At 43.4% G+C, this 11,939-nt stretch carries 15 protein-coding genes and 2 pseudogenes; 9 read left to right on the top strand and 8 right to left on the bottom strand.

Annotation, left to right across the window (positions count from 1 at the left end):
• Positions 1–138: 138 nt before the first annotated feature.
• The 7 genes and pseudogenes from O9332_RS05960 to O9332_RS05930 form a co-directional block, all read left to right on the top strand.
• Positions 139–262, top strand: a pseudogene (locus O9332_RS05960) (RNA-guided endonuclease TnpB family protein); the annotation flags it as partial.
• An 836-nt stretch (positions 263–1,098) separates the two neighbouring features.
• A complete protein-coding gene (locus tag O9332_RS05955) occupies positions 1,099–1,632 on the top strand; it encodes a hypothetical protein (protein ID WP_002761892.1) in 534 nt (177 codons plus the stop codon).
• A gap of 197 nt (positions 1,633–1,829) precedes the next feature.
• Positions 1,830–2,033: a precorrin-6A/cobalt-precorrin-6A reductase gene (locus O9332_RS05950; RefSeq protein WP_288024236.1), complete on the top strand. Its 204-nt coding sequence runs from the start codon at positions 1,830–1,832 to the stop codon at positions 2,031–2,033.
• The gene (locus O9332_RS05945; RefSeq protein WP_002761888.1) at positions 2,026–2,307 is read left to right on the top strand and encodes a DUF2470 domain-containing protein; all 282 of its coding nucleotides are present in this window, start codon (positions 2,026–2,028) and stop codon (positions 2,305–2,307) included. Before O9332_RS05950 ends, O9332_RS05945 begins: the two co-directional genes overlap by 8 nt.
• A 54-nt stretch (positions 2,308–2,361) precedes the next feature.
• Positions 2,362–2,574, top strand: coding sequence for a hypothetical protein (locus tag O9332_RS05940; protein WP_002761887.1), 213 nt, complete (start codon positions 2,362–2,364; stop codon positions 2,572–2,574).
• Positions 2,571–2,924, top strand: coding sequence for an NINE protein (locus O9332_RS05935; RefSeq protein ID WP_002761886.1), 354 nt, complete (start codon positions 2,571–2,573; stop codon positions 2,922–2,924). The genes O9332_RS05940 and O9332_RS05935 overlap by 4 nt, the downstream gene beginning before the upstream one ends.
• 6 nt (positions 2,925–2,930) lie before the next feature.
• Positions 2,931–3,617, top strand: a complete 687-nt coding sequence (locus O9332_RS05930) for a helix-hairpin-helix domain-containing protein (RefSeq protein WP_288024231.1) — start codon at positions 2,931–2,933, stop codon at positions 3,615–3,617.
• A gap of 375 nt (positions 3,618–3,992) precedes the next feature.
• Here O9332_RS05930 and O9332_RS05925 read toward each other — a convergent pair whose 3' ends face one another.
• Positions 3,993–4,769, bottom strand: a complete 777-nt coding sequence (locus tag O9332_RS05925) for an SDR family NAD(P)-dependent oxidoreductase (RefSeq protein WP_002761884.1) — start codon at positions 4,767–4,769, stop codon at positions 3,993–3,995.
• Between the two features lie 237 nt (positions 4,770–5,006).
• Between O9332_RS05925 and isiD the strand changes: the two genes are divergently transcribed.
• On the top strand, positions 5,007–5,219 hold the full coding sequence (isiD, locus tag O9332_RS05920) for a protein IsiD (protein WP_002732311.1): 213 nt from the start codon (positions 5,007–5,009) through the stop codon (positions 5,217–5,219).
• Positions 5,220–5,383: 164 nt separating this feature from the next.
• Complete coding sequence (locus tag O9332_RS05915; RefSeq protein WP_002761882.1) at positions 5,384–6,382, top strand: adenosine kinase; 999 nt, start codon at positions 5,384–5,386, stop codon at positions 6,380–6,382.
• Positions 6,383–6,922: 540 nt separating this feature from the next.
• Here the strand turns inward: O9332_RS05915 and O9332_RS05910 are convergent.
• From O9332_RS05910 to O9332_RS05880, 7 genes and pseudogenes are all read right to left on the bottom strand, one after another.
• Positions 6,923–7,198 (bottom strand): hypothetical protein, encoded by a 276-nt coding sequence (locus tag O9332_RS05910; RefSeq protein ID WP_002734346.1) that lies wholly within the window; start codon positions 7,196–7,198, stop codon positions 6,923–6,925.
• 332 nt (positions 7,199–7,530) lie between these two features.
• The gene (locus tag O9332_RS05905; RefSeq protein ID WP_002761880.1) at positions 7,531–8,781 is read right to left on the bottom strand and encodes a HEPN domain-containing protein; all 1,251 of its coding nucleotides are present in this window, start codon (positions 8,779–8,781) and stop codon (positions 7,531–7,533) included.
• 379 nt (positions 8,782–9,160) lie between these two features.
• The gene (locus O9332_RS05900; RefSeq protein ID WP_002790010.1) at positions 9,161–9,388 is read right to left on the bottom strand and encodes a hypothetical protein; all 228 of its coding nucleotides are present in this window, start codon (positions 9,386–9,388) and stop codon (positions 9,161–9,163) included.
• A gap of 2 nt (positions 9,389–9,390) precedes the next feature.
• A pseudogene (locus O9332_RS05895) lies at positions 9,391–9,864 on the bottom strand (type II toxin-antitoxin system VapC family toxin).
• A gap of 143 nt (positions 9,865–10,007) precedes the next feature.
• A complete protein-coding gene (locus O9332_RS05890) occupies positions 10,008–10,250 on the bottom strand; it encodes a DUF433 domain-containing protein (protein ID WP_002761871.1) in 243 nt (80 codons plus the stop codon).
• A gap of 320 nt (positions 10,251–10,570) precedes the next feature.
• On the bottom strand, positions 10,571–11,200 hold the full coding sequence (locus tag O9332_RS05885; RefSeq protein ID WP_002761869.1) for a DUF1294 domain-containing protein: 630 nt from the start codon (positions 11,198–11,200) through the stop codon (positions 10,571–10,573).
• Between the two features lie 96 nt (positions 11,201–11,296).
• Positions 11,297–11,470 (bottom strand): hypothetical protein, encoded by a 174-nt coding sequence (locus tag O9332_RS05880; RefSeq protein WP_228051281.1) that lies wholly within the window; start codon positions 11,468–11,470, stop codon positions 11,297–11,299.
• Positions 11,471–11,939: the final 469 nt, after the last annotated feature.

The raw sequence follows: 11,939 nt of genomic DNA, 5'->3' as shown, positions 1-11,939 counted from the left end.
TCCTTATCTGGCAAGAGACTTAATTGATTAGTTCGCTCTAGAGCAAAAACAATTGACAAAAATCGCTAAATGCCTTTCTCTATAAGGGTTCCATCCCTTATAACCCCCGTCCATTGCATAACACAAACCGAAGAGCCAAATATTTTGGCCGCAGGGCTTGCGGTGTCAGTCTGTAGAGCGACCATAAGACCAGAACAGAGTAAATCTGTTAAGGCAGGTGCGAAAAATCCTTCGGGACCCCAAGCAGAAACCCAAATCGTGAGGTTTGGGAATCGCCGTCCGTTTTACGGCGGCGAGGATGTCAATTTGTCCTGCCATCAAGAGTGAGGAAGAGTCTTAACTCATCGTCCGCTCATTTTTGGGAGCAAGATGGGGTCGAAGAGGTGGAAAGGCGTTGTCAAATTGAAAGATGATCCGAATCAGCACCGGAACTGAAATTACTTTGATAGCAAGGATTGCATTGCATCTTTCATATTCTGATCTGACAACGCCAACTACTGAGCGTTCGACAAAAGCTCACGCCGAAGTCTCACACCGAAGTCTCACGCCGAGGTCCGAACGGGTGTGGGGTTTTAAGCTAAGAGGCATTTTAATCGCCTATCCGATTAGCTGAATCTCTCCCCATCCCTTTACTGTTGCCTCTTGTTTCATCTAAACAAGCAATTTAACTGCGCGGGCAGCCCTGGATCTTACCTAAAATGTCGAATGAATGCCCCCGCTAGATTTTTCGACAAGATACTCACCTTTGCGGGGGATGAAATCCGACCAGAATATCAATGACCCTGAGCGAAGCCGAAGGGTCAACCCCAGAGCATCGGTTTAATTCCACCATCTGTGGGTAAACTCTGTTATCGAAAAAATCGGGTCTAAAACCTCGCCTTAAGGCGAAAAGTTTTGGGAGCGGGGCATAAATCCCCGTTACAAAAACGGCCGACCGCCCCCTGCCTTCGTTAATGATGTCTGCCATCCCCAAGCTCAAATTATCTGGCAATTAGCGATTAATTAGGCTACTATAACTAATATCCCCCCCCATTGGCCTCGATTTAGAACTGGCTTTTATCCGTCCCCACCTTATCATCGATTTTTTTCCAGAATCTTATGTCTGAAACTATCACTCCCGCCATTAGCGATCGCATCTGTAAACACAGGAACAAAGATCACGGTGATGCCGTGCTTTTCTACTTAGGTCTATCGGCGGTATTATTAAGCTTACATCTACCGGCAGCGGCGCAAAATTGTCGGCCACTTTCTCTATTAGGCGGTGAAGGTAGTGAAGTTACGAAAACTGTCTCACAACCCACTGTTCCAGGTCCTTTCGGTGTCACGATAACTCGTAATAATTGGAATACCGATTGGGCAGTTCCGGGGGGTAGAAGTTTTCAGAGGTTTATCGTTACGGTTTCTGTCCCCCAGGCTGCTTCCTTTGATATCCGGCTGTTTCTCAAGTATAGCGATCAAACTAACGAGGAATTTTTTAATACTAATGGAGTACGAATCGAACCCGATAAACCCTTAACAATTACTGCCACAGTACGGGCAAATGATCAACCTTTTCTAGTCAATCTTTTTGTCAATGGTATTCAGCACATTGGTAATACCTACACCGCTTCTGTTGTCGGTTGTGAACGATAAAATATATAGGGTGTACTGAAAAAGTTTGTTGGTGGGGACAGAGTGTGGGGTTTTAAGCTAAGAGGCATTTTAACCCCCTATCCTTAGATTAGCTGAGTCTCTCCCATCCCTTTACTGTTGCCTCTTGTCTCATCTCAACAGGCAATTTAACTGCACGGGCAGCCCTGGAGCTTACTCTCTATCCCGATTGACCATAAGTGGGACAATTAGATCAATGCACAATTAAAGCTTTTTGTCAAGAAAATAATATTAAACTTATTATTGATACCCGCCATCCTCACGCCCAAATTATCTGGCAATTAGCGATTAATTACGCTACCCTAGCTAATATCCCCCCATTTGAACTGGCTTTTATCCGTCCCCACCTTATTATCGATTTTTTTCGGGAATATTATGTCTGAAACTATCACTCCCGCCATTAGCGATCGCATCTGTAAACACATGAACAAAGATCACGGTGAGGCCGTGCTTTTCTACGCTCAAGTTTACGGTAATATTACCGATGCAGAAACCGCTCAAATGCTCTCCATCGATCCCGAAGGCATGGATTTAGCCGTAGAAAAATTAGGGGAGAGTCAAACAATTAGAATACCTTTTGAGCGCACCCTAGAATCAGCCAAGGATGCCCATAATATCCTCGTTGAGATGCTAAAAGTTAATCAAACCACCCCTTGACAAAGCCCGATTTTGCGACTATCACCGAAAAAGACCAACCTAGAGAATTAGCCCATGAATCAGGTTAACAGTACGGGAATAAAAATACCCAAGTCTGGCTGGCGTTTACTGCCTTTTTTAGTCTTGGGTGTGCTAGTTTTTGCCTTTAATTCCTCCCTAGAATTAAATTATCTAGTTAAGGGTTATATTACTCTCTTGGAATTACAGACAGGCATCGTGGTTTTATACTTTCTTTTGGCTAAATTAGGGAAATCTCAAAAATTATGAGAAATAGAACTATAGCGGCTTTACTAGCCTTTTTTCTTGGTTATCTTGGCATCCATAAGTTTTATCTAGGGGAGAATTTGGCAGGTGTTCTCTATCTACTTTTCTTCTGGACTTTTATCCCTGGCATCATTGCTTTTTTTGAATTTATTGGTTTAATCATCATGTCAGATCAAGCTTTTGATGCTAAATACAATCCTAACTATCTCCCCAGCAATACAGAGCGAGGACTGCCGGAATCAGCCCAGCAAAAAACCGCTACTTTACTCCAGCTTAAAAAACTTTACGATCAGGGAATTATTACTGCTGAAGAATACGAAGAAAAACGCAGAAAATATTTAGATTCTCTTTAAAAAAATATGTCTAATCTCTCTCCTCGCCCTCCCGAATCTTCCGAATGGATCTGGCTGTCTTTAGTCCCAGTTTTCGGGGGACTTGCCATTGCTAATGCTGGCAAAAAAAACAATAACCAAAGTTGGTTATCTGTCGGCATTGCCTTGACAATTATCTCCCTTATTTTCCTTACACAAGAGTCTTTTATCGTAATTTGGTTTGCCCAAATCGGACTGGGTTTATACATCCGTCAACAGCTTAATTCCCATCCAATAGCTTCGGCAAATAGAACCAATTCTAGACAGTCATTCTCTCCTCTCGAAAAAATTGATATTAACAGTTGTTCCACCAACGATCTGGTTTATAAATTAGGGTTGCCGATTGTCTATGCCAATGATATCGTTTCTGTCCGTAACGAAGGACATATTTTTACCCATTTAGAAGAATTACACTTCCTAGCTGGTTTACCAGAAAATTATCTGAAAAAATTAGAACCTTTAGTTATCTTTGCCTACGATATTCGCCAAGAAGTTGACGTTTCTTGGCGTTGTTTAAACTACTACTCCGTTGCGGAATTAGTCAATCTTGGTCTTGACTTTTCCGTGGCTGATAAAATTGTCGCCGAAAGAGAAAAAAACGGTGTCTATCGTTCGGCCATTGAAGTGAGAAACCGTACAGGTATTCCCTTAAAATCCTATCAGCAATTGCTCTAATTCGCTTTATTCGGCTCTTCTGGTTTCTGTGTGGAAACGAGGTCTATACTGATAGTTTATTTAACCAAATAGTCCTAAAAGTCTTTCCCAGTAAACATTTCACGATTTCATAAGCAAAAATTATCACACAAAGTCGAGAAGAGCCTTTATTCTAGTTATAGTTTGCTGAATAAATCTAAAAACCTTGTTGGATAAGGCTTTTAGACTTTTTTTCTTTCAAAAAGTGCCGACCATTAGAGTGATCGGGGGTAAAATTCAGGGACTTTTTCCCTGAATTTTAGGTAACTGACTACCTCAAAATCGGTAAAACCCTACACCCCACACCCCACACCCCACACCCTGCCCCCACCAACAAACTTTTTCAGCAGACCCTAGTTAGAGCTTGAATTGCTTTTCTAGCAAAGACACGATCCAACTTCTAGGTAAAAAACGGGGCAGATTGACGATAATTTTATTAGCCAATTTACCGGCTACCACGTTGGGGTGCTTATTTGCCAAGGCGGTTAAAGCCTCTTGTACCACCACTTCCGCCGAATCTAACCGGCCGTTTTTGCCCATAAAGGCACTGGGAAATCGGGCCACCTCAAAAAAATTCGATTCCGTCGGACCGGGGCAAAGAGCGAGGATTTCAACGCCTTTGTCTTTATTTTCTGCCCAGAGAGACTCGCTAAAGCTGAGGACAAAGGCTTTTGTCGCCGCATAGACGGAAAGATAGGGCAGCGGTTGAAACCCGGCAATGGAAGCAACATTGATAATTGCCCCCCCAGTGCCGGCAAGCATGGGACGGAGAAAATAGTGGCTTAATTCCACCAATACCAGATTATTTAACTGGATCATTTCTAACTGTCGGGCTAAATCCCGCTCGCTAAAAGCGCCATAATCACCAAAACCAGCATTATTTACCAGTAAATCGACGTTGATTCCTTTTTGGTTCACCGTATCATATACTAGCTTTCCCGCCCCGGCAACGGTCAGATCTTGAACGATAACTGTCACTTTTACCCCGTATTGTTCCCCCAATTCCGCCGCTAATTGTTCTAGTTTATCTCTGGATCTAGCGACTAAAATTAGCTCCATTTGCCGTTGGGCAAGTTGACGGGCAAAGACGACACCGATACCAGTGGAAGCACCGGTAATGAGGGCTGTTTTCATAGAAGATCAATCAAAAATAGCTTTTTTGCTGGAATTGTACCACAATTAAGCTAAACGGCGCTTAACCTGCATGATCCAATAGCTATAACCCTTTTGGAGTCTATATCGGTGATCCGAAGTAAAAGCCGTTTAGCTTACCCTTCCATTTACAGTTCTTAACTTGGCGGGGAAGGCATTTTTTCAACTCAGAATATATGTTAGGCTAGAAATAGAACAAAGGTCGAGGGAGGTGCAGAAATGACAGTTATAAGCTTCACTGATCAAGATATTGCCAAGTATACCGCCGCTGATATTGCTTCTTTGGCCGAACGACTAGAAAAAGATGAGTATAGTAACCCCTTCGAGGCTTTGCGGGATTGGCATCTGTTGCGAGCGATCGCTTTTCAAAGGCAGGAATTAGCCGAACCTTATCTTTATCTGTTGGATCTAGAAGCCTACGATGAGGCTTAAGGTTGCTTAGTTAAACAAAACTTAACAAAAATTACTGGGGGTGTGAGACTAGCACACCCATTATTTTTGATTATGGTATTCTCTGGCTGAAAAAAGCCCCTAGCTTTTTGCTCCTTATTTCCCTACTATCAATAACAAAGTATTTTTAGGCGATCGACTAAATTATGGGCAAACAATACAACGTTTATGGGATCGGTAACGCGCTCGTCGATATGGAATTTCAAGTCTCTCCTGAATTACTGCAAGAATTGGGCATCGATAAAGGAGTGATGACGCTGGTGGACGAAAATCGTCAAACCCAGTTGATGGAAAAATTGGCTCTTGATTGTAAACGCAGCGGTGGCGGATCGGCGGCGAATACCCTAGTAGCGATCGCTCAGTTGGGGGGTAGAGGTTTCTATTCCTGTAAAGTGGGCAATGACGAATTAGGTAAGTTTTATCTGCAAGATCTGCGCGCCTGTGGTTTGCATACCAATGAACACGGCGGCGAAAAAGAGGTGGGAATCACGGGAAAATGTCTAGTTTTCGTCACTCCCGATGCCGATCGCACCATGAATACTTTTCTCGGCATCACCGGGGAAATTTCCGAACGAGAATTAGTCCCTTCAGCGATCGTTAATGCCGATTATCTCTATCTCGAAGGTTATCTCGTCACCTCTCCCACTGCCAAAGCTGCCGCTATTAAAGGGCGAGAAATTGCTCAGGCTGCTGGAGTCAAAACCGCTTTATCCCTGTCGGATCCCAATATGGCGATCTTCTTCCGGGAGGGATTACTGGAAATGATCGGAACGGGGTTAGATTTCGTTTTCGCTAATGAGTCGGAAGCTTTGACTATTTCTGGCAGCGAGGAAATCGAGTCAGCGATCGCCTATTTTAAAACCATTGCTAAAGGATTCGCTATCACCCGGGGTGCCAATGGTTCTTTGATCTATGATGGCGAAAATCTCCTGGAAATTGACCCCCATCCCGTACAGGCGATCGATACCGTCGGTGCGGGGGATATGTACGCGGGGGCTTTTCTCTACGGTATTACCCACGGTATGGGTTACAAAGGGGCGGGAAATCTCGCTTCTCTAGCGGCTGCCCGGGTGGTTTCTACTTTTGGAGCGCGTTTACAAACCGAGGAAATTCAATCCCTGCGCGATTTGATCGTTTTGGGATAGGTTTTGTCAGTGATCAGCTTTCAGTCATCGGGAGTCAGGTTTTTTCTCCCTGCTCCCTGCTCATAGACAGTCTTAACCAGTAATTTAGATAGGGTTTGCTGAATAAATTTGAAATGTAGGCAAAGTAAGGGTTTTGGAGCTTTTCTCGCGAAACAGGTGCAAGATTTTGAGAGAATCGTCGTTCAAAACCTTGCGTCTTCATCGGCCCGCGTCCTGTAGGGGCGAAGCATTCGGGCAATAACCTATCGGTGAAAACGTAGATTTTCTATCCGAATGCTTCGCCCGTACTTATTCAGCAAACCCTAGATAGTCATACTAAATCCTGTTTAAAAGGTATAGGAGGGCGGGGAGAAGGGAGCGGGTTTTTCAAGTTGGATTGGGGGTTAATCATGCTATTAAAAACCGATTCAGTATAACGGTAAAGTTAGACCGTCTTCACCGATAACTTTGGCTGAGTCATAGCGCCTCAATTGTAACGCGCCCACCTTCCACTGCCTCAATCTGAAGTTTAAAGCCATACAAAAGACCCATCCCCACACATCATACGGGCTTTCTCTGGCTGCGACTGCCAAAACGGAAGACGGCTCTATGTCCAATCCGAATCACCCAAGGTTGAGCATCAGGGACACGCTCATAGAGATGATCGGTAGCAGTAATCGTATCGTCGGCAAGCTCAAACGCTCCAGTTTCGATGTCGATCGCCACAATTCTCCCCTGATTTCCCTCCTCCACTTGAGAACGTACCTGAGATTCATAAATCTCATTACCACGTCGAGCGAATTCTTCTTTGCTGTAGCGGGGTTGTCGAACTGTCATTGGCTTGACCCTGTGGCAACTTTTGCCCTCTATTTTAACCTAAACATCGGGAATCTTCGCTAACATTCTCCAACTGGGCCTACAAGAGCGGCATCGCACTTAAACCCACAGCTTCAATCAATGGGCATGGTGCGTTCCCCAAAATCGATCGCTGGAGCAGTGGGACTTGCATTAGGGAACGCACCCTACCAGATCGGCGATCGCACTAAACCTCGCACGTTTATAATGAGGATTTATTCGCTATGCCTAACGCCCAAGCTCACCGGCAAAATAAAGCGTAGCGAGGAACGAGCGCAGCTTTATTTTGTCCGAGTGCAGCGCCTTGTTATAAATCACTTTAGTTTCATCTCCTCAATCCAACCCATTAATTCTTTTTGAGAGCTGAACTCTTTTAGCTTTTCAATGACAACCATAAGTGTAGTACGTACTATATTGATGAGGGTGAATAGCTCTGAATCAGATATAGACTTATTGCCTCCATGGGCGACACCACTTCTTTTTCCATAGTAATCCCGAACAATTGATATTAATTGCTTTCTTCCTTCGAGATTGTCGGCCATAATAAAAGCCACAGATTCGGCTATAGTACCTGCGATTGAATTACCTCTTTCTGCTTTGAATAGTGACTCCAATGCAACTATTAGAAATAGAAATGAATTGCTAGATTCATTCTGTGTAATTGCAACAGAAAACCAATGAATGGCTCTAATCAAAGCCTCTTCCAGATTATTAGTTTGTGTTTTCGATAAGGCATCTGAGACCAGAAAAACGCCAATTTCATCCATTCTTCGAATTGCATCTTCGTTAATCTCAAATGGCCGAACAGAGCCAACAGAGTCACCCAGCGTGTTAAAGCCGGTTTCTGAGACGATAAATCCTTGCTTTTGGGTTTTTGGGTGATCTCCTTTTAGACCGATGCGAATGTCCTCAGATAAAGGATAAATTGCCTTCGTTGAGAATCTAAGAAGGTCGATTGCTCTACGGACTTCTTCTTTAGCGTATTCGAAAGCTCTAACTGGTTCGGCATTTACTTCAACAACACCAACACATCCACCTTGAAATTCGCTTCTACTTCCTTGTTCGATTAGTTCCTTGAATCTTTTCTTGGATTCTTCATCATTTTTTGATGTTTTAATGATTGCGCTGAATTTATCGTTGATATCTTGTATCAGGAATTCGTCGCCTGGGACAAAGCGAACCTTTCCTATAGTTAAGCAAGCAGACAACACTATTCCTTCGATTTTAAGAAAAACAATGTTGTTCTGATCAAAGCTAGATAGTTCGTCTCCTAGATCGCTAATTTTCTTTTCAAGATCACAATTTGGATTAGAGAGTAATTCCGCAAAGACAGTTTTTAGCTTCTTTTCGATGTATTTAGATGAGAACTTTTTTGAAAAATGCTTTTGACTAAGAAGCTTTGATACTACCTCGTTAAAAGTTCTGGCAGCTTCATTCGTTAATCTGTAAGCAACACCATCGTGGATTTGAAAGCCGAGAAATTCAGATTCCTTACCTGGCGGTAAGGCGCCCTCAGCGGAACTCTTAAGCTGATCTGCAAGTTTTTTGATGAGTTGCTGGTTCATGGTGATTTATAACTAGAGATTATACAGAAACTTTCCGTATAACACTCTTGAAAGTAACGATATGGGTCAACCTTCTGTATATCACTCCATTTAGGCGCAATCGCCAGAAGTTTTCCCTATATCACCCCCAAAAGCCTGTTAGCCAGATTAGCATATTGCCAAAAACCTTGTTTAACTAAATTCCTGACAATTAGGCTCATTCTAGCGATGATTCCTATGTCTGACCGCACCCCTTGACAGAAATTTATAATTATTCGACTTTTAGCGATCGCTATCGGGGGATAGTTGTTTTTTGTTACAGCAGTGGGGAGAAGGGAGCAGGTTTTTCAAGTTGGATTGGCAGTTAATCATGCTATTAAAAACCGATTCAGTATAACGGCTAAGTTGAGCGGCGGCTAATATCCTTTGCACCACTATCAATATCTCTCGCTCGTCCGCTCCAACGTGTTGTTAGACCGTGTTTTCGAGATAAGGTTACAACTTCTCTGCCACTTTCAGCTTGTTGCTTTTGCAAATCAGCAAAGATGGCTTTCAAGTCATGATTGAATGACCGAGAGTACTCTTCACGAATTCTGTGGATCTCTTCCACAATCTCATCCTGAAACATAATCAACCTCCGAGAAGTTCATAGGGTGTACAAAGAATTGGCAACTCGTAGCCAAAATCAAGGCTGATCTCTGCCAACTTTCCCTGAATTTGAGCATTGGCGATGTGCTTGCAATTCCAGGTGAGCAGGTAATCCATGCCGTGAACGGTTGCGGCGGCGATATGAACAGCATCAATATCAGCTTTTGCGGGAAGGTTGCTGCGTTCCAAAAATTGCTCTGCTAAATCTAGCACAGCTTGGTTCAAGTCGAGTAAAGATAGATTAGCAAGGATTTATAGTCGTTGAGATGCGATCACAACATCACCTTGTGAGGTTTCTTTCACGACCGCTTGGGATGAGTAAAGTTGAAAATCGCCGCGACGTGTATTCCACCACTCCTTCGTCACCTCAATATTTGCGGCCACAACAATATCTCTGCTGGGTCGAGCAGTAAGATAGCCTAAGATACTGGTTTCAATATAGACGGTTTCGCTCACGGCAATCTAGAAAATCTATCCAATGCCTATCCTACCGCATTTAATCTTGGTTCTGAGGGTGTTGGGTAACAGTCGTCAACCCAACCTTGTACGTGAAATATTCTTGTCAGCATAAAGTTGCCGCAGAAAGCGGTAGTCCCTGATCAAGCAACAGCTTCATAGCGATTAGGAAGTTCAATGATGCGATCATCCAAGTAAGAAGAGGCAAAAATTAGGGCTTGTCGAATATCTTCATCCTCCAGTTCCGGAAACTCTTGATGTAATTCTGCTCGATCGGGATAAGTTGCCAGTAGCTCAATCACTCGACGAACCGTAAGGCGAAGATTACGGATGCAGGGTTGCCCATTCATACGGTTTGGATTGCTCGTAATACGATCTAGTTTCATTAAAGTAATTCTATTTCTTCATGATCATTTTAACCTTTAGCGGGGGTAAGCAATGCTTGAAAGACATCCTCCACATATCCATTTTCCGTCATCAGATAAACCGTCACCCATACTATCTTTATATCACGTCCAAAAGCCTGTTAGTCAGATTAGCCCACACCACACTTAAACCCACAACTTCAATCAATGGGCATGGTGCGTTCCCCAAAAATCGATCGCTGGAGCAGTGGGACTTGCATTAGGGAACGCACCCTACAAGAGATGCGTACTGCTACGCAGTGCCTTCGGCATCGCACTGATGCTTTTAGAATCGCAATACCTCATAGCGTTCCTCCCGAAAACAGCCAAAACAGCCATACAACATAATGAAGGATCACGATCGCCCAAAAAGTGACTTGATAAGACTTTTTCTGACCTTTATGGCGCAATATTCGCTGGGCAATAAACCCGCCCAACCATCCACCTGCAAGTTCACACAGATGTAGCGTTTGTTCAGAAGTTCGCCAATCCTTTCGTTTAGCACGAGATTTATCATCTGCGTATAGAGCGTAAGTCACTAAACTCATTACGGGATAAAGAATCAGTGGAATGGGATTGCGTGTCGTCCATGTAAAATGAATAGCTCCAAACAAAGGCAGAAGCGACAACAGAACTACCTCAACTATCGGAAAGCTTGAAATGATGGCATCAGAGGGTTTAGTTCGACTACTTGAAGGTTCTGACTTGTTTCTTGCTCCCAGAATAAATGCGTTGTAAGCTCGAACTTTGCCATCTGAGTCAACTATGCAGTGGTAATAAATCGTGTCGTTTTCTTGTGGACGACGGGTTGCATCTTTAACTTCAGAAATATGCAAAAAAACTTCTTGACTCCCATCAACGGGTTGAATAAAACCAAATCCACGCTCATCTTTCCATTTTGTAAGCTTTCCACTGCGGAGACCGGATTGCATAAAAAATCTCAATAACGAAAACTTTGTGGTTCTAACAAATCATCTTCAAGGACAGCCACAATCAAAAAACGAAGCAGCCCAACTACATATTATAGGTCAACTTTCTGCATAAAACTCTCTGAGGCAACGATATGGTTCAACTTTCGGTATATCACTCCATTTAGGTGCGATTGCCAGAACTTTTTCCCATATCACGCCCAAAAGCGTGTTAGCCAGATTAGCATATTGCCAAAAACCTTGTTTAACTAAATTCCTGACAATTAGGCTCATTCTAGCGATGATTCTTCGATCTGACCGCACCCATTGACAAAAATTTACAATTATTCGACCTTTAGCGATCGCTATCGGGGGATAGTTGTTTTTTGTTACAGCAGTGGGGGAGAAGGGAGCGGGTTTTTCAAGTTGGATTGGCAGTTAATCATGCTATTAAAAACCGATTCAGTATAACGGTGAAGTTGTGCGGCGGCAGATCACCCGTAATTTTTGTCGGTATTTTTGGTGAAGTCGGCTCCAACGCAGTGTTAGACGGCACTTACTTTACGGATTTCTACGCTGCCTTCTTCAAATACTTGAACCGTGAGTTGATAGCCTTCCATTATTGACATCCTCGCCGCCGTAAAACGGACGGCGATTCCCAAACCTCACGATTTAGGTTTCTGCTTCTTTCCCTTGCGGGGTTTCGCACCTGCCTTAACAGATTTACTCTGTTCTGGTCTTATGGTCGCTCTACAGACTGACA

This window comes from Microcystis sp. LE19-10.1B, from assembly GCF_027530565.1.
Classification (GTDB): domain Bacteria; phylum Cyanobacteriota; class Cyanobacteriia; order Cyanobacteriales; family Microcystaceae; genus Microcystis; species Microcystis aeruginosa.
Note: the sequence above shows the minus strand (reverse complement) of the source record. Positions and strands in the feature narration are given on the sequence as shown.